This is a genomic window from Moritella sp. 28 (assembly GCF_018219435.1).
In the GTDB taxonomy this organism is placed as follows: domain Bacteria; phylum Pseudomonadota; class Gammaproteobacteria; order Enterobacterales; family Moritellaceae; genus Moritella.
Window position 1 is genome coordinate 908,794 of sequence record NZ_CP056121.1, and the last position, 22,035, is coordinate 930,828.

The following is a 22,035-nucleotide window of genomic DNA, read 5'->3' on the forward strand; positions in this document are numbered from 1 at the left end:
CCTGAAATATAGTATTTGTATTATAGGAAGCCCTATTTATCAAGATAGACTTGAAAACGTGTGCATTCCTGTTATGTATTGTTAATTGTTAATTGTTAATTGTTAATTGTTAATTAAAAATATACAGCTGATTCTATGGGTATTTTAATTTAGGGCAAGGAATAAAGATTATTTTTCTAAGTGGGCTGGTTGATGAGTAAACTTAACCTTTTAATCTAAGGCTAAGTTTACGGTCTCATCACTGTAAGTTATCGCTAGCAGGTGGATACTTATAATATTGTTATTGCAAATAGGCTCTAATTTCACCAACATTAATATATTGATCTGTCTGCTCTAGACGTATATATCTCGCGTTAACTGCACTAAAGCCTGTATCTGAATCAAAAAACCACCTTGGACTATCATCTAATATGGTTGACCATATTTCATTTCTATCTTGATCTAATACAGACAGTGAAGCGCCGATAGTTCTGTATTGATACCCATTATGTCGATTTTCTAACACGATCGCGCCTAGGTTTTGTTCTGTTTCTAAATCAATTTCGAGCCATTGCAGACCTTGATTTTGAGTGACTGCCATCGTATTCGTTTTACCATCGACTAAGTTACTGGTTGGCCTGCCTTTACTATAAATAGATGAAGCTGTAACGGTTGTATTCAATGCTACATTGATAGGTGCCGCTGGTAAAGGAGGCTGTTCAGGAAGTGTGCCTGGCAGGGTGTCTTCTTTATAAACCGCTAACTCCATAAAAGTTAAATGCTTGTTAGTATTATTTATTTTTATATATCTAGCATCATTGCCATTGAAACCACTAATCGTGGAATTAAACACCCATTGGGATTGGTTTACTAACGGTAATGATTTCCACACTTCTATTTTATTTTCATCGAGTAATGATAAAGTAACGCCCTTCGCCCTGCTACTTTTATATGATCTATTATATAGAACAACAGACCCGATATTGGTGGCGGTTTCTAAATCGACTTCTAGCCATTGATCTCGCCCCTTACTTGTTGCCGTATGTTCTGACATCTTACCGTCGGTTAAATAGCTGGCGGGTCTGTTAGTTTCAGCTTGAGATGAAGCGGTTACTGGCTTGTGCAATGCTAAGTTAGTTAAACCAGTAGGTAAAATATAGCTAATCAACTGGTCCTCATCCTGTATATCCGCACTGAGCAGTACTTTTTTATTAAAATCGATGTGTGGCAGCAAATCTATATTAATTTCGTCATTATTTATTGTGGCACTTCTTACTATGCTATTTGTATAAATTAGATCAATATTTTCAAGGGTGTAGATAATGTCATGTGAGTAAGCTTTAAATTTCCCCTCATTATAATACCAATACACTTTGGCATCTTCGAGTGGCATAACATCATTAACTATTTCGTTATTGGCTCTTAAGTCAATCACATAGTTCTGTACATAGTCATCCCAGCCATAAGCCATACCACTGCTATGACTAAAACCATTGGAGTGTGCGCGCTCGTGAGAAAGAATACGGTATACGCCAATTTGACTTCTATCGGCATTAAACCTAGGTAAAGGCCAGTTGATTGATAGCCAGGTATTACTCGCAACCCCAGCGGACCCTGATTGGTTAACCCTATATTCTAATTGTTCCTCGGTTGTCACGACTCTACGCCATTTATCATAAGCGGATTCAGGTGCCTCACCACGGATGTATTTGAAGTAACCAAAATAATCGTGTTTAGTTTGTTTTTTACTGTAAATTGTTCTTAAACCCGTTTGCATCAAGGTATAGCTGTAAATATCTTCATCGGTAGCATCATCCGTATATCTAGACACATTTGGTTGATACAAAGTCACAGGGTCTAGAAAAACCACTACATCAGTTTGGCTTAGTTCGTCGAGTGCAACATCGATCGAATGAAACGGTAAAATAGTTTGTGAAATGGATCTAGGCGTATCATTAATAAGCATAGCTAATTGCGTTAAACTACGCGGCGTTGAGTTGTTAATACGCAAAAATGGAGTCGGATGAATTGTAGTGTCGGTAATAATCTCGACTGTAATGTCTGAAAATTTATATCCGTTTCGGGCAGTAAAAATTTCACGATTAGATAATGTCTTAAAGCTTACTGAGTCAATAACTTGGGTGTTTATTTCTCCTGCAACATCAAGCTTATTGGCTGAGTTAGCTAAGGCATCAAAACAGAAGAGTGGTAAGGTCAGTAACAGAGTTCCGACTTCAAATTTTCTCATCATTAAATTCCCTTTTTTATGATACAAATTAGTGACGTTTATATCGTCATGTATTCATATGGTAGTACCTATTATTGGATGTGTTTGTGTATTACTTCTAATTCACTAAAATAGAGATTCCTTTCCGTTGGTTTGTGATTTGTGTCACTTCAGTAGTACCTAACAGCGTGAAATACCTCTTCACTTATATAAGCCGTAGACATAAAAATTAGAAATTTAATTCGTGTTAAATTATAACTAAGTGAAATATAAAGTTTTACACTACAAGGGTTTACGTAGCAGTGTTGATATTTTTAGCTATTTATCTAAATCTATATAAATCACATTTCAATTTTTATAATGGCAAGGTATTTCACATTTTCAGAATATTGAAAGGCAAGCGTAAGCTTATTTCATTGTTAGTTTACTGTAATCGAACTGAATAAAGGGCGCGATTATGGTATTACTCATCACTTCCTCAATGATTGTCTAATGTAGAGTTAACTAATGTGAAATCTATTTTCTCTAATGATTGGGCTTTTGCGGCAATAAAAGAAGATGGCTCAGTGGTTACTTGGGGGTTCAGAATTTCGGCGGTGATTCTAGCGGTGTTATAGAAGCGCTAAATCCTAAGTCTTAATATAGTATTTGGTTTATTTGTATTGAAACTGTAAATAAAAGACCTCCTTACAGGAGGTCTTTTATAGTTCTACAAATGGTAGGCATGTCATTAACCGATTATTTAGCGGCTAAATAATCCAATACTACTTGGTGATGGTCTTTAGTCTTAAATTTGCTGTAGTCACCTTCTAATGGCACAGCTTTTAGCGATGCTGAAGTGAATACATGTTCAATAACACCTTGTTCATCGATTAAGAAAGACAGACGGTGAATACCATCAAATTCTTTACCCATGAACTTTTTCAGGCCCCAGATGCCGAACTCGTCTGCGACTGCATGGTCTGGATCTGAAAGTAGACTAAAGTTTAATTCATCACGAACACTGAATTTAGTTAGGCGAACCACTTCATCTGGACTAATGCCAACGACTTCTACATTTAACGCCGTTAATGCTGTGATATGATCACGTATCTTTTGCGCTTGTGTTGTGCAACCCGGTGTCATTGCTTTTGGATAGAAATAAGCTAGGACTTTTTTGCCTGCGAATGAATCAAGAGAAATGCTTTCATTATGTTGGTTGAGCAGAGTAAACGATGGTGCTTTATCACCAGACTTTAAAGTTTGCATGAATATGAGTCCTAACTATGAATAAATCGTATGTGGCTATTGTGCGGTAGTTTTTGCATCTCGACAAGGGGCTATTGGCAATCGACATTAGCGTATTAATAAAACAGTGATAAATATTATTTAATGAGGTAACAGTGCAAACATTGACGCAATTGTGGACTCTGCTTAATCGTTTGAACCGGTTTAGTTTTAAAGTTAACGCTGACAATGAATCCGTTACGGGTTGGCAAGGTGAAGGGCAGGGCTTAATTAAACGCCGCAGTAGTGGTGAAACAGAACCGAGCAAGCCTGAATCGGGTGCCATTGTTGAAACTATCGAGCGTGGCGATTATTACGTATCAGCCGATCGTAAAGTACCCATGCACAATCAATATTTGTGGCAATTCGAGGGCGACTATATTCGGTTAACCCATTTACGATTTGGCTGGGATAAACCGGTATTTTTGTTTGATATTATTGAAAATGGGCAAGGTGAATTAGTCACGCGTCAGTCACATCAATGCGCGGCAGATAATTACGATGCCTCGTTTGCATTATCCCCAGACAGTCTTGTGATGCAGTGGCGTATTCAGGGGCCTAAGAAGTGTGAAGTTTTAGATTATATTTATCACCTTTGACGAAAAACACTGTCCTTTAGGGCGGTGATGTAAGTCATTATTGCGTAGCAATAAGCACTTTGTTTTGTTATTAATATTGACATATTTTCACATAGAGTCTACGTTTAGAACTTAGTGCTGTATATAAATACAGTTATGTAAGGTGCTGAAAATTGAAACTTATTGCGTATAAATACAGGTTCTACCCAAACAATGAGCAGGTAACAATACTTGCTCATACATTTGGTTGTGTTCGTTTCGCTTACAATTCAGCGCTTGGCTTCTCTAAAGCGCAATACGAATTGGGTAATAAAACCAATTATAACGATTGGAGTAAAAACCTCACTCAGCTTAAAAAGAATCCCAACTTTTCATGGTTGAAAGCTGTTTCTAGCGTGCCATTGCAACAATCACTAAAGCATCTCGATAAAGGCTTTAAGTCATTTTTTAAATCAGGTTTTGGTTACCCTAAGTTTAAACATAAACACGGTAATCAATCTGCTAGCTATATGAGTAACGGCTTCAAATGGAGCGCGGACAAGCAATCGTTAACACTCGCCAAGATGAAGCAAGCATTAAAGATTAAATGGTCACGTACATTTACTGGCACACCCAGTTCATTAACGGTATCGAAGACAAAATCAGGTAAATATTTTGTATCAATGCTTGTAAAAGAAGATGTTAAGCAGCTACCAGTCGTGAACAAGACCGTCGGTGTTGATGTCGGTATTAAAGACTTAGCGATTTGTTCGGATGGAACAAAGTTCAATAACCCACGATTAACCAATAAATACGCGAAGAAACTCGCCAAGGCATCACGCAAATTAGCCAAAAAGAAGAAAGGCTCTAATAACTTCAATAAACAAAAATTGGCCCTTGCTAAGATTCACGAAAAGATAGCCAATTGCCGTAAAGACTTTACCCATAAAATGACGTCGACACTTATAAACGAAAACCAAGTGATAGGCATCGAGTCGTTGAAGGTCAAAAATATGGTTAAGAACCGTAAGCTATCTAAACATATCCACGATGCTAATTTCGGTGAAATAGTAAGACAATTAGAATATAAAGCGGATTGGTACGGGCGTAAAGTATCAGCTATTAGCCAGTGGTTTCCGTCAAGTAAAATGTGCAATGAGTGCGGGTTGCTGTATTCTGGCAAGTGGTCTTTAAAGATTAGAAATTGGACTTGCAAGTGCGGAGCAGTACACGACAGGGACGAAAATGCGGCTATCAATATCCACAGAGAAGGGTTAAGGCTAGCCGCTTAAGTCATTTGTGGCGGTAGGTAGTACCGACACGTTAAACGCTTTGTAAGAGGTTTTGGAAGACTAACGCAATTTAATATTGCAATGCTTAAGCCGTTGACGACAAGAATCCCCTTCCTTCCCCGACTTGTCGGGCGCGAAGCGAGGTAGGGGAGCTTCAATGTTTAGATCTATAACTATGTGTTTAAAACATACTCTATTTGTAATGTAACTACTTGTTAGGTTTCATGAACTAAAAAATCCAATCCAATCCAATTACAATTACACCTCCAAAGTGGTATGAGCTCTTTATGAGATGCATTTTACCGCTACCGCATCACTAAATAACAATGTATTAATAATAAGGTTTTGTATTTATAAGGTTTTTTATTTTTAATTAACAGCATTGTAAATGGAGTTTGTAATGAAAAAATATTTCTTGTTAATTGTTGTAGGTTTGATGGCTATCGGATTTGCTCAGGCAGGCGGTATAGCATCAAAAAGCCAATTATCTATAGTCAATACTCAGCATCCACCGTTGTCACAGATGCAGAATGTAACCGAACGTCCCCCAATGACATTACCTGAGCTGACAACCTATCCTCGCCTAAAGCGGTTTACTATGTTGTCGGATGCAGCAATACCAAATATTAATGAAAGTTGTTCCGTAACTGAATTTAGCAGCCGAACAGGCAGGAGTTTGAGCGATTACGTGACTGGGATTTCCAGCGACTGTATTAATAAACAATTTTCTGTAACTGACTCCGATGCAGCCAATATTTTTAATGAAAATAATATGCTCACAATTATGAATTCTTTCCGTTCAGCGAGTAGCTGTTACAAGGGCAATAACGATAATAACATTCTTAATTTAGTGATGTTCTTAAGGGCAGGTTACTACGTTCAATATTATCAACGAGATGCTGTCGGTGATTACTCCGATGAGATGAAGCAGTCGTCTTTGAACGCATTAGATGAATTTTTCAAAAATGAACATTTTATTGATGTAACAGATGAACACGGCAGAGTGCTTTCTGAAGTATTAACGTTGGTGGATAGTTCTGGTCACAATGCCGATTTTATTTATATTGTGAAAGATATGCTGGCACGTTTTGATAATAGCTGGAATGATTCACGCAATATGAGTGCGTCGGTTAACTCGGTATTTACTATCCTATGGCGAGGCCAATGGGCAGATGATTTTTCTGAACATCTTGCAAAAGATAATAGTATTGTTGATGCCCTCAAAGTGTTTATTGATAAGCAGGATTATCTTATCGGTACAGATAATGAGTATTTAATCAACAATGCAGCGAAAGAGCTGGGGCGTATGCTTAACTATGCGCCTTCAGTACAAAATAAGGTAAAACCTTACTTACTTGAATTACTTCGTGATTATAGTATGAGTGGTCGGGGAACCGGTATCTGGTTAGCAGCTGCAGAAATGGTGGACTATTACAGTAATTGTGAAGAATACAATATCTGTGGTTATGAAAAACAATTAGAGCAAGAAGTCCTTCCTATAAGTTATACATGTAGTCCGACAATTCAGATCCGTGCTCAGTCTATGATTCAGAGTGAGTTGGAGCAATCGTGTGAACAAATGGCGAAGGAAGAGATTTACTTCCACGCAAAACTTAATACGGGTTATCAACCAGTGACGGATGATCATAATTCGACTCTGGAAGTCGTGATCTTTAATGATTCTGCTAATTATAAACAGTACGCGGGTACTATTTTTGGTATTAGTACTGATAACGGTGGCATGTATCTGGAGGGTGACCCTTCTGCTGCTAATAATCAAGCACGTTTTATTGCCTATGAAGCGGATTGGATCACTGAGCGCTTTGAAGTTTGGAACCTTAAGCATGAGTATGTTCATTATCTTGATGGGCGCTACAATATTAAAGGTGATTTTAACGACTCAACAAAAGAATCGACTATCTGGTGGATTGAAGGCCTTGCGGAGTACATATCACACGGTGATGATAATAGTGATGCAATTGAAGTTGGTAAGAACAATAATTATCAATTAAATGAATTATTTATGAATGATTACAACAGTGGTCAGGAAAGAGTTTACCGTGGTGGTTATCTAGCCGTTCGTTATATGTTTGAAAAACATGCTGCGGAAGTTAACAATATTTTGAATGAATTACGGCAAGGTAACTTCAGTAACTACGCCAGTTATATGTTATCTATTGGTGACATTTATAATTCAGATTTTAGTTATTGGTTGACGGAAGTTGGCAATAGTAATAGCGGTGGTAATAACAATAATGGTGGTAATAGCATAGGCGCGTGTATTACTCCTGAACAAGCGAATGGTGCTTTAAGTCTTAATACACCTATCTGTGGTCTGTCTGGTACTGATTTAGCTTATTATTACTTTTATGTAGAAGAAGCTGGCACCCTGTATTTGTCTACGCAGGGTGGCAGTGGTAATGCTGATCTTTATTTTAATGACAGCTCATGGGCAACTGATACCAATTATACTTTATCGTCAGTACAGCAAGGGAATTATGAGCTGATCAGAGCGGATGTGTCTGCGGGTTGGGTATACTTGACGGTCAAAGGAGAAGTCGATTTTTCCCACATAAAACTATTGGTTAGTAATATCGCACCTCAGTTACCGAATAACACCTGTAGCGCTAGCGAAGATGCTGACGGCACGTTAACGGCAGGTCAAGCAGTTTGTGTTACCTCTGAAGATACTGAGTACTTTGCTTACTATGTCGAAGATGATTCGACGTTGTTTTTTAGTACTGAAGGTGGTGAAGGTGATGTAAATCTTTATTATAGTGGCGTTACTTGGGCATCAAAAGATAGCTATCAACAATTCTCAACCAATAGTGGTAATCGTGAAGAAATTACAGTGCATGCCAGTAAAGGCTGGGCATATCTCACTTTAGATGCCGCGGAAGCATACAGAAATGTGAGAGTAAAGGTTTCAACCTATTAGCATAGTCTGAATTTTTATGTTTATGATTCCTCGCTTAATGAAGAGGAATCATAAACATATTTTGAATCTTTTTAGCCGTACGAATAATAAATTGGGAGTTAAAGGTTAGGCTGGTTTAAGAAATAGTTTTTTAGCGGATAAAATAATCAGGCCTAAATTTCGTATTGAGAGTATGTATTAGTTGATGTTCAAATTTAAACTGGACTTGGTAGTTGTTTATTTTGGAGGGTTCGAATTGTGTAGATTTATCTATTTAAGTGGTGGTGTCTACTAGTCTTTCATAATACCTATCTTATAGTTGTAAATAGCAATGATTATCACTACACTTCTTGTTGTTTGGCATTTTGGGCCTAAATTCGATGACAAGGAAGTATGATGAAAAAAGTAAATTGGAAACGGGTCAACCGTAAAACGCACTATTGGGGAGCGGCAATTATCGCGCTGCCTATATTGGTTGTGCTGATTAGTGGATTATTACTGCAAGTAAAAAAAGAATTCACTTGGGTTCAACCCGCGAGCATGAAAGGGGAGGGCAAAGTGCCACAATTATCTTTTCAACAAATATTAGATATCGCTAGCACGGTACCTGAAGCTGAGATTCAGAGCTGGAAAAACGTAAGTCGTATGGATGTTAGACCTTCTAAAGGGATTGTGAAAGTAAAGGCTAAAAACAAAGTTGAAATCCAAATTGATAATATCAGCGGTAAGATATTGCAAGTGGAATATCGACGTTCAGATTTAATTGAATCGTTACACGATGGCTCATTTTTTCATGAACATGCTAAATTATGGCTATTTTTACCTGCTGCAGTGATTTTACTGATGCTGTGGATAACCGGGATATATATGTTCTTAATGCCGTATATATTGAGACGTAAAAATCGTAAGAAGTTGGAAGTAAGGGACGTGAGTCTAAACTTGTCATCATCGATGAATTAATATGTTGTACTGTCTGAGATAATAAGATTAGGCGCGGTTAGTATATTGGCGATTAACCGCGTTTTTTGTTTAAGATGTTGTTGTTTTACTTTCAACAATGAATTGATAATCGGCATCTAAATACTGGCAAAGACTTGCAAGTTCGGCTTCTAATTGCACAAGATCGCAGCCATGCGTAGTATTTAAAGTGAAATTAGCTTTTAACACGTCCGAACTTTTATCACTGCTTAATACTTCTGAGCGTAATCCCGCTAAATTAAGATTATTCTTGGTAAAGAATAAGGTGAACTGTTCGATAAGACCTGTTGAATCAGGGATTGTCACTTCTACTTCAATGGTATAAGCGTAACTAATCGGTTCGTGATGCTCGGTGCGTTTCATCATGGTGATTAAATCGAGTTCTTGGCTCTTTAATGGCAAGCTTGATTCAAGTTGGATCATGGCATTCCATTCGCCAGACAGAAGCATCATTAAGGTAAATTCATTACCAAAAATAGCCAATTTGCTATCAACGATATTACAGCCGCAATTACTTACGTGTCCAATCAGTTTATGTACGATACCGGGACTGTTGCTGCCAAGGGCGGTGATAACTAAATTTTGCGTCATTTTCTTCCTGATAAATTAAAGTAAACAAGTAGTGCATGATATACCCAAGCAACTTCAAGATGCAACAATCCGTAAGCTTATCAACCAGCATATTGATGTTGTCATGCATATAGCCAAAATATGCTTGCGGCAACCGACTGGTACTATTACTATGCCACGTGTTTTATAGTTAGTTATCACAAGGCCAATATGTTAACAGGTAATATCGTCGCACTTATTACTCCTATGCTCGACAACGGAGACGTCGATCTTTGCTCTTTACAAGGTTTAGTTGAATATCATATCCAGAGCAATACTTCAGCGCTTGCAGTGTTAGGTACCACTGGCGAGTCGTGCACATTCACCCAAGATGAGCACCTTTCCGTGGTAAAAGAAGTACTGGACATGGCGCAAGGTCGTATCGCTATTATTGCTGGTTCAGGGTCAAACAGTACCCGAAACGCCATTACATTAAGTCAAGAGTTACACAAACTAGGCGTAACTGCGGGACTTTGTGTCACGCCTTATTATAATAAGCCAACTCAAGAAGGCTTATACCAGCATTACAAAGCGATAACTGAAGCCTGTGATTTACCTCAGATTTTGTATAATGTACCGAGTCGTACAGGTTGTGACATTGGTGATGAGATCGTGATTAGATTAGCGGAACTTAATGCTATTATAGGTATCAAAGATGCTACCGGTGATTTAATGCGTTTGACTCAGCTTAAGCCTTTCCTACCGGATGATTTTTTACTATATAGTGGGGATGATGCAACGGGCTGTGAGTTTATGTTGCAAGGTGGTAACGGGGTTATTTCTGTTACCAGTAATGTGGCCGCGGATGCCATGAGCCGTATGTGCGGGTTTGCATTAGCGGGACTGCGCGAAGAAGCGACTGAAATTAATAATAAATTAATGCGTTTACACCAAGATTTATTTGTCGAAGCTAACCCAATCCCGGTAAAATGGGCGTGTAAACAGTTATCTTTGACGACAACGGCTAATTTACGGTTACCATTAATTGAATTAGATCAGCAATATCATGCTCAAGTGAGTGCGGCACTCGCGCTTGCAGTGGACGCATAAATTTTTGAATTAGGGAATATTAATACTATGACTATGTCATTAACAGGTCACCGCTTGACTACCGCGAAGCGTTATAGCGTTATCGCGTGTGCTATTTTAGTCAGTGCTTGTTCAGGAACAGATACAAGACGTCAAGCAAATCAAGAATTTGAATATTTAAATCAAACAGTCAAACCAGAATTGGTGATTGCAGACGGACTTGATGCGCCTTTGTATACACAGCGTTTTGATGTGCCTGAATTAGCCGAAGGGACTGAAGATTACCCTATGGGTAAGGCTGTTGATGTGCGTTCTCCGGTACAAATATTGGCGTTGTCACCATTAGTACGTGTTCAAGAAGGCAGTGAAAATGTCACGGTTTGGTTTAATAGCCGTAGTTCACAAGATGATATTTCTGCGCAGGTCTGGACATTGTTAGCGAATTTCTTAGCCGATAAAAAAGTCGCTATTGCTAAACTCGATGACGTGAATCATACACTAGAAACGGATTGGTTAATTAACTACGATACCTTTGATGAATTTAGAGAAGTATCTGAATACGAATTAAAGCAACGTTATAAGTTCACGCTATTAACGGGAGTAAATAAACGTACTGTGGGTCTGCAAGTGGACTTGATTGACCATGAAGAACGTTTAGATGGAACTAAGGTTGATAATGTATTAAGTAAAGGCGATAGCCGTCGTTTTGCTGTTCAAATGTTAAACCTACTTAATATCTATTACGAAATTGATCGTATTGAGGGTAAAAACAAAGAAACTGAACAACAAAAAGCATCGAAACTTAAAATTGATTTTGTTGATCAGAAACACCCTGTTATTACATTGAATATTCCGTTTGATGATGCTTGGAAATTATTACCAATGGTATTAAACAAAGTAGGGATGACGGTTGAAGATGAAGATAAACTGGCAGCCACGATGTTAATAAGCTTTGACGAACAAACTGATGATTATTGGATTGACAATAAGATCACACGCGTGACATTAGCGGAAGATGATTACCGCATTCAAGTCGGTGAAATTAATGGGCATACTTCAATTGCTTTCTTTGGTGACGATAAGCAACCTTTGTCAGCTGAAGTGATGAGCCAATTATTTATTAGTTTGAAAGACGCGGCAGATGTATTACGTGCCGAGAAAGCGGCTGAATAATCGCACTTACACACCTTGCGTGTTAGTCATTGAATAAAAAAGGGCCTATGTATCAGTACATAGGCCCTTTTTATTACGATGTTGTTATAGGTAATCGTGACATAGCAGTTATTGAATGTTATTTGTCTGTGTCTTTCTTGTCGTTATCTGGCATTGGTTTTTTATCGTATTCGTTACGGTATTCATTGTTATATTCTTGCTGCTCGTCTTCATCATCCGCCAATGCTTTGGCATTTTCACCAGCATCAAGGTGTAAGCTTTTGTTAAATTGGTGTTCAATTTCTTCTGGTATCTTCATTTTCATGTTTGCGGTATATTTTAACGCCATGATCGACCCTATAATAAAACCTAAGGCCACTAGAATAATGAGCCAAACCATAAATCCTCCTGTTGTTATGCGAGCGTTATCTAATCGTAATTGAGCACTGTTGCTCGATATTAATTAGGTGCTGAAACGTTACTTATGTACTGGGTATAAATACGTTCTATATTCGTTAAAATAGCTGTTTTACCATGAATGTCCGCATTGCGGATAGTGTCGATGACTAGCGCTAATGTGTATTCTTTTTGTGCTTCTACTGCTATGGGTAAGTAACTTAAATGCCAAGGCTCGCGTGATACGCCGCCGAGGTCTTGTCGATAGGGGCGATAGAAACCACAGTCGGCAATATTGTCATCTAGCCAAGCAGAAAGCGACGCTAAATAGCCCCCTTCGTCATATTCTTGTGGGACCAGTTGTAATTGATAACCCTGAGGTAACGCGCTGTAGTCACACACATCTATTTCAGTACCCCAATGATGGCGACTTGCGCCGGGTAGCATCGACCAACGTAATATAGCGAATACTTTTTCTTCTTCACTAAGTATAGTTGGATCTAATGGCTGACTGTCATTATCCAGAATGGGTCTTAGGCCACTAAATTTATTATTCCAAATATGCAGTTGTTGTTCAAAAGAGCGAAAACTCGATACTACATCGAGATTGAATCCAGCGTGTTTTGCCCGCGCTTGTAACTGTTGAAATGCAGCTAATACTTGCTGGTGAATAAGATTAGGTTGTGACGGTAGTTCAATCACATGACTTTCTACTTGCCCTGTTAATTCAAGTTCAGTCAATGGGGGGGAAACTATTGATGTTGTCATTGACTATATTACCGTTCGGTCATTGTGGCCGAGGTCGCGTTCTGGGGCGATAATATCACGAACTCGTTGTTTTAATACTTTGGCTTCGGGGAAACCGCCGTCTTGTTTACGTTCCCAAATCAGTTGCTGGTTGCAATGGATCTCAAAGCGACCGCCTGTGTCCGGGTGTAAGCTTATTTTACTTATTTCTTCACCAAAAGTATGCAGGAGTTCTTGTGTAAGCCAGGTAGAGCGCAACATCCAGTTACACTGTCGGCAATAGTAAATATCAATTTCAGCTTTGATCTCTGACACAAGTAAGTTCCTCTTTTATTAATGCTACTTATCCTAGCGCTATTACTTATCTTAACGTCAATAGTTGCTGGTGGATATGATTTTTATACCCAAGTTATTTGATGCTTTGAATATACTCTTCATCCGGTTTGCTGGTTGTGCATCTTTAAGTAGCTTGGGTATATTGCTTATTTAGGGTACACTTCGGCCTCATTTTCAGCATCGGTTTTTTTAATGTATAGCATTTTATTTCAGAATAACGATTTCTTGGTTATCAACAAAGCAGCGGGCATTGGTTTTCATGATGAAGACGGCGTTGATGGTATTTGTTCTATCGTCAGAAAGGATATTGGCAGATTAGTTTTTCCAGTACACCGTCTAGACAAAGTGACATCAGGGTTGTTGTTACTGGCTAAATCATCAGAAGCGGCTGCTAAATTAGCGAAGTTATTTGAATTGCACGAAATCCAAAAATATTACTTGGGTGTTATCGATAGCAAGCCAAAGAAAAAACAAGGTTTAGTGAAAGGCGATATGGAACGTTCACGTCGCAGCATGTGGCGTTTAACTAAAACGCTAACTAGCCCTGCTGTTACGCAGTTCTTCACGCAAAGCATCGGTGATGGCAAGCGTTTAGTGGTATTAAAACCACACACAGGTAAGACGCACCAGTTACGCGTTGCATTAAACAGCCTAGGCAGCCCTATTTGCGGTGACCCGCTGTATCAAAGTGCTGATGCTTGGAAATACGATCGTGCTTACTTACACGCTTATTGCTTACAGTTTACCCTTGATGGTGAAGACTTTAGTTTTGTTGCTGACGAATTCAGTGGTAAAGAGTTTGAGACTGCTGCATGTAAAGAAGCATTAGTTGCTTATGCACAGCCTGAGACATTAGCTTGGCCAAAAGTATAATCACTTTTTAGACTGACTAAATAAAAAACGGCCAACGTAGTACTCTTTATCGAGTAATGCGTTGGCCGTTTTTGTTAGCAATTAAAAAGCGTATTCAAATTAGAATAAGTCAGCAATCATCGCTTCTAGTTTGTTTTGATCAATAGCGAAGTTACGAATACCTTCAGCTAGTTTTTCAACTGCCATTGGATCTTGGCTGTGATCCCAACGGAATGCTGCTTCAGTTAGTTTCGCTTTTGGTGCGACTTGTTCAACTTCTGAGAATAGAGCTTGTGTTACAGGCTCTGAAGAGTTTTGTAGTTCTTCTAATAGCTGTGGTGCAATTGTTAGACGATCACAACCAGCAAGGGCTAGGATCTCACCTGTGTTACGGAAGCTTGCGCCCATAACAACCGTGTTATAACCCGATGCTTTGTAGTAGTTGTAAATAGTGCTTACCGAGATAACACCTGGATCGTTAGCGCCTTCATATGTTTCGCCCGTTTTCGCTTTGTGCCAATCCATGATACGGCCAACGAAAGGAGAGATTAGGAATACGCCTGCTTCAGCACATGCTTGCGCTTGTGCGAAAGAGAATAGTAACGTTAAGTTACAGTTGATGCCCATTGCTTCAAGTTGTTCTGCTGCGCGGATACCTTCCCAAGTCGACGCTAATTTGATCAGGATGTTTTCTTTTTCAATACCTACTGCTTTATATAATTCGATCAGTAATAACGCTTGTTTCACACTTGCTTCAGTGTCATAAGAAAGACGCGCGTCAACTTCTGTCGAGATACGACCTGGAATTGTCGTTAAGATCTCTTTACCAATTAATACAGCAAGTTTGTCACATGCAAGCGCTACTTGTGTTTCTGGCGTTGCATTTTCTTTAGCGTAAGCAATTGCTTGTGCTACTAATGGTTGATAAGCCGGTAATGCAGCTGCTTTTAAGATAAGTGATGGATTTGTCGTCGCATCTTGAGGCTTGTATAATTTAATTGCGTCCACATCGCCTGTATCTGCAACAATAGTGGTTAATTTACTTAGCTGTTCTAACTGGTTACTCATTATTTTATTTCCACAATTATATTATTGATCGGTGTAAGGGCTTACGTCACTATCATTAATATTGATTATAATGTCAATACTATAAAACTAGACTGCTGCAAACCTGACTGCTTGGGAATCTTAGCTTTAATGAAATAGCGGTAATTTCTGAGTTGTATCTTAGCACAACCTTCATTCGAAAGTATGTAGGCTTTCATCACGTTTTGTATACAAAAATATTACTTGCAATCACATTCTGCTACGGTATGTTATTTGTATATAATAAATAGGATATATGAGCAACGTAATGGAAAAAGATACTTTAAATAATGTGCATATTTGTTCTGAACAAGTATTGATGACGCCTTCCGAGTTAAAAGTTAAATTACCTATTTCGAATCATGCCCTTGGCTATATACAAACGGCTCGTGAAACGATTGTTAATATTATCGCTGGTAAAGATAAACGTTTACTCGTGGTGTGTGGTCCTTGCTCAATTCATGATGATAAAGCTGCGTTAGAATATGCTCACAAATTAAAAGCTCTGCATGACGAATTAGGCGATCAGCTGTATATCGTGATGCGGGTGTACTTTGAAAAACCACGTACAACAGTTGGCTGGAAAGGCGCAATTAATGACCCACACATGGATGGTTCATTTGATGTTGAAACGGGTTTAATCAATGCGCGTAAATTATTAATTACGCTTGCTGAAATGGAGATCCCAACAGCAACAGAAGCACTTGATCCGATTAGTCCACAATACCTTGCTGAGCTATTTTCTTGGTCTGCGATTGGTGCACGTACTACTGAGTCACAAACTCACCGTGAAATGGCTTCAGGCCTTTCAATGCCTGTTGGTTTTAAAAATGGTACTGATGGCAGCTTATCAACCGCAATTAATGCAATGAAGTCTGCGTCACATTCACATCGTTTTATGGGTATTAATCAAGACGGTCAAGTTGCATTACTCCAAACTCAGGGGAATCCTGATGGTCACGTGATCTTACGTGGTGGTAAGCAACCAAATTATGATTCAGTTGCTGTTGCATTAGCAGAGCAAGACATGGTCAAAGCGGGTTTACGCCCAAGCTTGATGGTTGATTGCAGTCACGCTAACTCAAATAAAAACCACGAATTACAGCCATTAGTGGCTAAAAATGTGATTCACCAGATCCAAGAAGGCAATAAGTCGATTATCGGTGTCATGATTGAAAGTCACTTAAAGGGTGGTAATCAATCGTCAGAACAACCGATTGAGGATATGGTATACGGTGTCTCGGTGACGGATGCATGTATCGACTGGGATACGACAGATACATTATTACGTGAAACAGCAATTGAATTAAGTGGCTGTTTAGCTAAAAGAACATAGTCTGTAGGTCGTACATATCTAAGTAAATAGTACGACAAGGACGTCATGAGGTGCATGGTCAGTGGAACTAGATCCGTTAGGTAAGTTAAGAGATAAAATAGATGATGTTGACCAGCAGTTGGTTGACTTATTAGCGCAACGATTAGCGTTAGTGGCTGAAGTCGGTGAAATAAAAAGTGAGCATGGCTTACCTATTTATGTACCTGAACGTGAAACCGCTATGTTGGAAAAACGACGTGAAGAAGCGGAAGAAAAAGGTGTGCCTGGAGATCTGATTGAAGATGTATTACGCCGTGTTATGCGTGAGTCGTATGCATCTGAAAAAGACTCAGGTTTCAAAACCGTAAAACCCGATTTGGGACGTATTGTGGTTATCGGTGGTGCGGGTAAGTTGGGTATGCTGTTTGTGCGTATGTTCCGTCTGTCTGGTTATCAGGTTGATATTCTTGAGCAAGGTGATTGGGATAATGCTGACACTTTATTTGCCAATGCAGGGCTTGTGGTTGTCTCGGTACCCATTAATCTAACAGAAACTATTATTGCGAAGTTAGGCCGTTTACCCAAAGGTTGTGTATTGGCTGATCTCACCAGTATCAAGAATAAGCCGTTGCAATCGATGCTGAATGTGCATGAAGGCCCTGTTGTCGGTTTACATCCGATGTTTGGCCCTGATGTTGGTAATTTGGCGAAGCAAGTTATTGTGTGTTGTGATGGCCGTGGTAAAGATCAATACCAGTGGCTGTTAGAGCAAATGCAGATCTGGGGCGCGCGTATTTATGATGTTGATTCGAAGCAACATGATGAAGCGATGACTTTGATCCAAGCCTTACGTCATTTTACAACGTTTGTATATGGCGCACATTTGGCAGAAGAAAATCCAGATTTACAGCAATTACTGGACCTGAGTTCGCCAATTTATCGTTTAGAATTAGCTATGGTAGGGCGTCTGTTTGCACAGGACCCAACGTTATATGCAGACATTATTTTAGCGTCAGAGAATAATGTGGCGATGATCCGCCGTTATGCAGAGCGTTTCATGCAAGCTGCCGAGATGTTAGAGCGTAATGATAAAGAGGGCTTCATCCGTTCGTTCGAAATGGTATCAGATTGGTTTGGTGATTATTCAACGCAATTCTTGCAAGAAAGCCGCAACCTATTGTTACAAGCAAACGATAACCGTCAGTTCTTTGGGTAGATAATGACGTAATAGTTTAATTAATCTTTTTGAAGGCAAATAAAAAGAGCATCTCGATGATGCTCTTTTTTTATGTGCCATTTAAATTACAATCATGAACTTATAAAACTATAGTAGTTCTTCAGGTACATCTGTAGCGGTAACATCTTCACTCGGATAACAGCCTAATACTTTTAGCTGGTTGGTAATACGGGTAAGTTGTTTAATTACATTTTGCATTTTTTCGGATTGTAAATTAGCTGCGACATCAATATAGAACATTTCCTCCCAAGGGTTACCTTGGATAGGGCGTGATTCTAATTTCGTCATATTGACGTTTTGCTCGCGTAATACTAACAAGGCTTCTACTAAGCAACCCGCTTGTTGGCCTGTAGACATTGTGAAGGTGGTTTTTGCTGGTATTTGTACCGCAACATCAACGGGCTTGCGTGCCACAACAATAAAGCGGCTGTAGTTTTCAGTTTGATTTGCTAAACCGGTGCGAATAGGTTGTAAACCGTACAATTCACCACCGGTAATACTGCCAATTGCAGCGACATTTTCGCTGTTAAGCTCTTTTACTTTTGCCATTGCAGCTGATGAGCTGTCCACAAATTCAATTTTAATATGTGGGTGTGCACTTAAAAACAATGAACACTGCGCAAACGGTTGTGGATGGGCATAGATGGTTTCAATTTTTGACAAGTCAGTATCACAAGTAGTGATTAAACTGTGTTCAATTGGCTGTGTTAGTTCACCAATAATCGATAATGTTGTGTGTTGTAATAGATCGTAAACATCATTAATGCTGCCTGAAGAGGTATTTTCAATAGGTAGCATGCCGTAGTCAGCTTGACCTTTTTCTACAGCTGTGATGATTTGTTGGAATGTCGGGAAGCCTAATTCAACTAAACGGTCGTCTTGACGTGCAAAGTATTTTTTACAAGCAAGATTCGAGTAAGAACCTTTATCACCCAAGAAAGCAACGCGTGCTACCGATACAGCGGCATTTGGATTTTTAATTTCTTGTAAAAAGGCTTGTTGTAATAGTACTGAATCTTCAAGAACTGTATGGTAAATGTTCATGATGTAATTGCTATCTAGACCAAGTGCACGACCTTGATTAATTAAACGCACTAGTAGTTGTTGTTCACGATCTTGATCGCGTACTGGTTTACTCGTCGATTGCTTGCTTTTTGCCACTTCAATGGCTAATTCTCTGCGTTCGGATAATAGTTTTAATAAATTATTATCAAGCGTGGTAATGCGAGTTCTAATATCGTTGAGGTCTGCCATGAAATAGGATCCTTGTGCGTACTCTATAAGGTTATTTGGATAGATGCCTAATAGTGCACATTTATTTATAATTGATTGTTTAATTTATTTATCTAGCGGGGCAAAGTCAAGGAGTCTGGAGCAAACTACAGAAATAAAAAAGCGCAGTCCTATGCTGCGCTTATTTGTTGTTCCTCTAATAAAGAGAGAATCAGGAAATTTTGGTCTTTGTGCTAATATTCTGCGAGCTCTAACTCATCGTCAGAAATTTTTTCAACAGGGAGTTCTTCACCGCTAATTACACCTGCGCGACACTGCTCTTTACCGCTTTTATGCGCGGAGTGTTTCTCGCTGTATTTATTTAATTGACGCTCTAGCTTTTGGCCTAAAATCGTAATAGCAGCGTAAAGATCTTCTCCTTCAGAAACTGCGAGTAATTGGCCTTGAGGAAGATGAATGCTAGCCTCAATTTTTTTAACGTTATTCTTGTCTTTCGTAATCGTTACGTGCGGATTAATCATTGGAATATTGAAGCGTTCTAACTTCGCATATTTCATCGCAAGTTTTTCGTGCATAGGAGCCGTAACTTTAATTTCTTTACTGGTTATTTCAAATGTCATAGACATCTCCTTGTGTAATACCCTTAATTGGTTCAACTTCAGAATACGACTTTCAGGTTTAAATAAAGTGATCTGGATCACATTTAATAATTTAGTTTTTGAAAGCCCTTAAAAGTGTGACGTATTAAGCATTTATAAGCATTTATGTTAAATTCGTTGTTTTCTACTTCATGCTTAGGCATTATGCCTAGTCCTATTGACAATAAAATTAAATAATTACTGATATCAATATTATGATTAATAAATGTAATATGACGACTTTACGTGATGAGCTTGTTGCAGATGCTACACATCTTGACCACGTGTTATTACAGTTAAGTGTCATAGATTGGTGTGGTCACGATGAGTTTATTTTATTTGTCGATAACCTTGTTAAGGAAACTCAAAAAACATTAAACATTGTCGATGTAAACATCCATTTATTTACGGACGTTTTTGCTGGCGTGATGCTATTATTACCACGCCATATATCAATACTCGACCTTGATACAGGATTCACTATCGCTGAGGCTTCACAACTTAATAACGGCTTAATAGTTACCCAGGTGATTGATAATGGTGATGAATTTAGTTTGGTTGATTTGGTTTCCCCCTTGTTTAAAGGCGATGAATTAATTGGTGTAATTAATTTTAAAGGCTTGCAAGTACGCGATGGTACGTCAACGTTAATCACCTCTTTTTGTCAATCGATTGCTACTTTAGTACAACGTAATTTACGGTTAATGGATAACGAATTACAGTGTGCATTATCGGTCGAAACGGCGAGTCAATCGCAACTACAATTCCACAGTTTAGCCTTTTTTGATGCGCTAACAGGATTAGCTAATCGTCGCTTACTTAATCAAAAAATTGATATGCATTATGAAGCTGCAATCAATAATCAGGTCATTGGTGCATTATTATTTATTGATTTGGATTATTTTAAAGCCATTAATGATTCGCTAGGTCATGCCGTTGGAGATGAAATATTAGTCGAAGTAGCTCAGCGATTAAGAGAAATACAACGAGATCAAGATTTAATTTCTCGCTTAGGAGGGGATGAGTTTGTCATCTTGTTACCTGATTTGTCTGAAAATCCAATGCATGCCGAACAACACGCCAATCTATTCGCTGAGCAATTAATCGAGCGCATTTCCCAACCTTATTTATATAAGGGGCAAGCTTTGTATATCGGAGCCAGTATTGGTGTAACGCTATTTCCAAGTAAAGACCAAGAAACAGCTGATTTGTTAAAGCAAGCGGATACGGCAATGTATCAGGCTAAATCAAATGGCCGCAAAAATGTCACTTTCTTTGATGTGAAAATGCAGCGTAAAGCAGATAAGCGTTTGCATATTTACAATTGCCTGAAAAGTGCGATTGATAAGAATGAATTGTTTTTGCATTATCAACCACAACATATGGTGCAAAGTGGCGAGATTATTGGTGTTGAAGCGTTAGTGCGTTGGCATTTAGGCGGTAAACAGCAAATATCTCCTGCCGAATTTATTCCGATTGCCGAGGAAACCGATCTTATTATTGATATCGGTATATGGGTACTACAGGCTGCGTGTGGTCAATTTGTTGAATGGCAATTACAAGGCGTTAATGTACCGCAATTATCTGTGAACGTGAGCACCCGACAATTTCATGATAATAACTTTGTTGATTCAGTATTGACGGTATTGGATGAGACTGGTATGGATCCGATGCAACTCAACTTAGAGATCACCGAGTCTGTGGTTATTGAACATGCAGAAGACGCTATCCGTAAAATGACCGATTTGAAAAATATTGGCGTGAGCTTTGCTGTGGATGATTTTGGTGTGGGTTATTCGTCGTTAAGTTACTTAAAACGTTTGCCAGCGAATGAGCTGAAAATTGATCGCTCATTTATCCAAGGCATACCTTATAACGTGTCCGATATGGCGATTGTGGAAGCCGTATTGGCGATGGCAAAACACATGGGCTTTAATGTGACTGCTGAAGGGGTTGAAAGCCGCCAGCAGCTTGAATTTTTACAACGCCAGCAATGCAGTTTTTATCAAGGTTTTTATGCGAGTAAGCCACTCACTGGCGAAAACCTTGCACTTTATGTTCGACGCCTGCAAGGATAGCTTGGTGTCATTTACAACGTGTAGGTTATAACCCTAATGTAATAAATATGGATATAAGGTGAACATTTTTGTCTCTTTCGCATCTATATACTTGTTAGTTACAGTTAAATG

General features: G+C 38.8%; 19 protein-coding genes. 10 read left to right on the forward strand and 9 right to left on the reverse strand.

From position 1 onward, the window contains the following. Window positions 1–280: 280 nt before the first annotated feature. Together HWV02_RS04195 and bcp are read right to left on the reverse strand one after the other, a co-directional pair. Entirely contained in the window at window positions 281–2,230 is a 1,950-nt protein-coding gene (locus tag HWV02_RS04195; RefSeq protein WP_211689779.1) for a discoidin domain-containing protein, read from the reverse strand. A gap of 714 nt (window positions 2,231–2,944) precedes the next feature. Then, window positions 2,945–3,454: a thioredoxin-dependent thiol peroxidase gene (gene bcp, locus HWV02_RS04200; RefSeq protein ID WP_211689780.1), complete on the reverse strand. Its 510-nt coding sequence runs from the start codon at window positions 3,452–3,454 to the stop codon at window positions 2,945–2,947. A gap of 134 nt (window positions 3,455–3,588) precedes the next feature. On the opposite strand from bcp, the gene HWV02_RS04205 reads away from it, so the two are divergent. The 4 genes from HWV02_RS04205 (at window position 3,589) to HWV02_RS04220 (ending at window position 9,198) form a co-directional block, all read left to right on the forward strand. After that, window positions 3,589–4,071, forward strand: a complete 483-nt coding sequence (locus tag HWV02_RS04205; protein WP_211689781.1) for a DUF6314 family protein — start codon at window positions 3,589–3,591, stop codon at window positions 4,069–4,071. Window positions 4,072–4,223: 152 nt separating this feature from the next. Continuing rightward, window positions 4,224–5,321, forward strand: a complete 1,098-nt coding sequence (locus HWV02_RS04210; RefSeq protein ID WP_211689782.1) for an RNA-guided endonuclease TnpB family protein — start codon at window positions 4,224–4,226, stop codon at window positions 5,319–5,321. Between the two features lie 400 nt (window positions 5,322–5,721). After that, a complete protein-coding gene (locus HWV02_RS04215; protein WP_211689783.1) occupies window positions 5,722–8,259 on the forward strand; it encodes a M9 family metallopeptidase in 2,538 nt (845 codons plus the stop codon). Between the two features lie 372 nt (window positions 8,260–8,631). After that, window positions 8,632–9,198 (forward strand): PepSY domain-containing protein, encoded by a 567-nt coding sequence (locus tag HWV02_RS04220; protein WP_255550592.1) that lies wholly within the window; start codon window positions 8,632–8,634, stop codon window positions 9,196–9,198. 69 nt (window positions 9,199–9,267) lie between these two features. Here HWV02_RS04220 and HWV02_RS04225 read toward each other — a convergent pair whose 3' ends face one another. After that, the gene (locus HWV02_RS04225; protein WP_211689784.1) at window positions 9,268–9,807 is read right to left on the reverse strand and encodes a glycine cleavage system protein R; all 540 of its coding nucleotides are present in this window, start codon (window positions 9,805–9,807) and stop codon (window positions 9,268–9,270) included. Between the two features lie 189 nt (window positions 9,808–9,996). Here HWV02_RS04225 and dapA point away from each other — a divergent pair, with 189 nt between their 5' ends. Together dapA and bamC are read left to right on the forward strand one after the other, a co-directional pair. Beyond that, window positions 9,997–10,875, forward strand: a complete 879-nt coding sequence (gene dapA / locus HWV02_RS04230; protein ID WP_211689785.1) for a 4-hydroxy-tetrahydrodipicolinate synthase — start codon at window positions 9,997–9,999, stop codon at window positions 10,873–10,875. 27 nt (window positions 10,876–10,902) lie between these two features. Then, the gene (bamC, locus tag HWV02_RS04235; protein ID WP_211689786.1) at window positions 10,903–12,027 is read left to right on the forward strand and encodes an outer membrane protein assembly factor BamC; all 1,125 of its coding nucleotides are present in this window, start codon (window positions 10,903–10,905) and stop codon (window positions 12,025–12,027) included. Window positions 12,028–12,145: 118 nt separating this feature from the next. Here the strand turns inward: bamC and HWV02_RS04240 are convergent, their stop codons facing one another. From HWV02_RS04240 to HWV02_RS04250, 3 genes are read right to left on the reverse strand one after another with little or no spacing between them, the layout of a single operon-like run. After that, window positions 12,146–12,406, reverse strand: a complete 261-nt coding sequence (locus tag HWV02_RS04240) for a DUF2897 family protein (RefSeq protein WP_211678593.1) — start codon at window positions 12,404–12,406, stop codon at window positions 12,146–12,148. Between the two features lie 59 nt (window positions 12,407–12,465). Further along, a complete protein-coding gene (locus tag HWV02_RS04245; protein ID WP_211678594.1) occupies window positions 12,466–13,170 on the reverse strand; it encodes a M15 family metallopeptidase in 705 nt (234 codons plus the stop codon). A gap of 3 nt (window positions 13,171–13,173) precedes the next feature. Further along, window positions 13,174–13,410 (reverse strand): SelT/SelW/SelH family protein, encoded by a 237-nt coding sequence (locus tag HWV02_RS04250; RefSeq protein ID WP_249185537.1) that lies wholly within the window; start codon window positions 13,408–13,410, stop codon window positions 13,174–13,176. A gap of 267 nt (window positions 13,411–13,677) precedes the next feature. On the opposite strand from HWV02_RS04250, the gene HWV02_RS04255 reads away from it, so the two are divergent. Next, window positions 13,678–14,358: a TIGR01621 family pseudouridine synthase gene (locus tag HWV02_RS04255; RefSeq protein ID WP_067039690.1), complete on the forward strand. Its 681-nt coding sequence runs from the start codon at window positions 13,678–13,680 to the stop codon at window positions 14,356–14,358. A 99-nt stretch (window positions 14,359–14,457) separates the two neighbouring features. Here HWV02_RS04255 and tal read toward each other — a convergent pair whose 3' ends face one another. After that, on the reverse strand, window positions 14,458–15,405 hold the full coding sequence (tal, locus tag HWV02_RS04260) for a transaldolase (protein WP_211678596.1): 948 nt from the start codon (window positions 15,403–15,405) through the stop codon (window positions 14,458–14,460). Window positions 15,406–15,691: 286 nt separating this feature from the next. Between tal and HWV02_RS04265 the strand changes: the two genes are divergently transcribed. Continuing rightward, complete coding sequence (locus HWV02_RS04265) at window positions 15,692–16,759, forward strand: 3-deoxy-7-phosphoheptulonate synthase (protein WP_211674220.1); 1,068 nt, start codon at window positions 15,692–15,694, stop codon at window positions 16,757–16,759. Between the two features lie 61 nt (window positions 16,760–16,820). Continuing rightward, a complete protein-coding gene (tyrA, locus tag HWV02_RS04270) occupies window positions 16,821–17,954 on the forward strand; it encodes a bifunctional chorismate mutase/prephenate dehydrogenase (protein WP_211689787.1) in 1,134 nt (377 codons plus the stop codon). Window positions 17,955–18,062: 108 nt separating this feature from the next. On the opposite strand, the gene HWV02_RS04275 is transcribed toward tyrA, so the two are convergent. Further along, window positions 18,063–19,229, reverse strand: coding sequence for a chorismate mutase (locus HWV02_RS04275; RefSeq protein WP_211689788.1), 1,167 nt, complete (start codon window positions 19,227–19,229; stop codon window positions 18,063–18,065). 212 nt (window positions 19,230–19,441) lie between these two features. After that, window positions 19,442–19,828 (reverse strand): ribosome hibernation-promoting factor, HPF/YfiA family, encoded by a 387-nt coding sequence (gene hpf / locus HWV02_RS04280; protein WP_211678599.1) that lies wholly within the window; start codon window positions 19,826–19,828, stop codon window positions 19,442–19,444. A 251-nt stretch (window positions 19,829–20,079) separates the two neighbouring features. Here hpf and HWV02_RS04285 point away from each other — a divergent pair, with 251 nt between their 5' ends. Beyond that, entirely contained in the window at window positions 20,080–21,924 is a 1,845-nt protein-coding gene (locus tag HWV02_RS04285; protein WP_255550593.1) for a bifunctional diguanylate cyclase/phosphodiesterase, read from the forward strand. Window positions 21,925–22,035 lie beyond the last annotated feature (111 nt).

Coding starts and splice junctions, on each gene's coding strand:
- bamC (WP_211689786.1), top strand. CDS start 10,903: ATGACTATGTCATTAACAGGTCACCGCTTGACTACCGCGAAGCGTTAT.
- HWV02_RS04215 (WP_211689783.1), top strand. CDS start 5,722: ATGAAAAAATATTTCTTGTTAATTGTTGTAGGTTTGATGGCTATCGGA.
- bcp (WP_211689780.1), bottom strand. CDS start 3,454: ATGCAAACTTTAAAGTCTGGTGATAAAGCACCATCGTTTACTCTGCTC.
- HWV02_RS04255 (WP_067039690.1), top strand. CDS start 13,678: ATGTATAGCATTTTATTTCAGAATAACGATTTCTTGGTTATCAACAAA.
- HWV02_RS04220 (WP_255550592.1), top strand. CDS start 8,632: ATGATGAAAAAAGTAAATTGGAAACGGGTCAACCGTAAAACGCACTAT.
- HWV02_RS04250 (WP_249185537.1), bottom strand. CDS start 13,410: ATGTTGCGCTCTACCTGGCTTACACAAGAACTCCTGCATACTTTTGGT.
- HWV02_RS04275 (WP_211689788.1), bottom strand. CDS start 19,229: ATGGCAGACCTCAACGATATTAGAACTCGCATTACCACGCTTGATAAT.
- HWV02_RS04240 (WP_211678593.1), bottom strand. CDS start 12,406: ATGGTTTGGCTCATTATTCTAGTGGCCTTAGGTTTTATTATAGGGTCG.
- dapA (WP_211689785.1), top strand. CDS start 9,997: ATGTTAACAGGTAATATCGTCGCACTTATTACTCCTATGCTCGACAAC.
- HWV02_RS04225 (WP_211689784.1), bottom strand. CDS start 9,807: ATGACGCAAAATTTAGTTATCACCGCCCTTGGCAGCAACAGTCCCGGT.
- HWV02_RS04265 (WP_211674220.1), top strand. CDS start 15,692: ATGGAAAAAGATACTTTAAATAATGTGCATATTTGTTCTGAACAAGTA.
- HWV02_RS04285 (WP_255550593.1), top strand. CDS start 20,080: ATGACGACTTTACGTGATGAGCTTGTTGCAGATGCTACACATCTTGAC.
- tal (WP_211678596.1), bottom strand. CDS start 15,405: ATGAGTAACCAGTTAGAACAGCTAAGTAAATTAACCACTATTGTTGCA.
- hpf (WP_211678599.1), bottom strand. CDS start 19,828: ATGACATTTGAAATAACCAGTAAAGAAATTAAAGTTACGGCTCCTATG.
- HWV02_RS04245 (WP_211678594.1), bottom strand. CDS start 13,170: ATGACAACATCAATAGTTTCCCCCCCATTGACTGAACTTGAATTAACA.
- HWV02_RS04195 (WP_211689779.1), bottom strand. CDS start 2,230: ATGATGAGAAAATTTGAAGTCGGAACTCTGTTACTGACCTTACCACTC.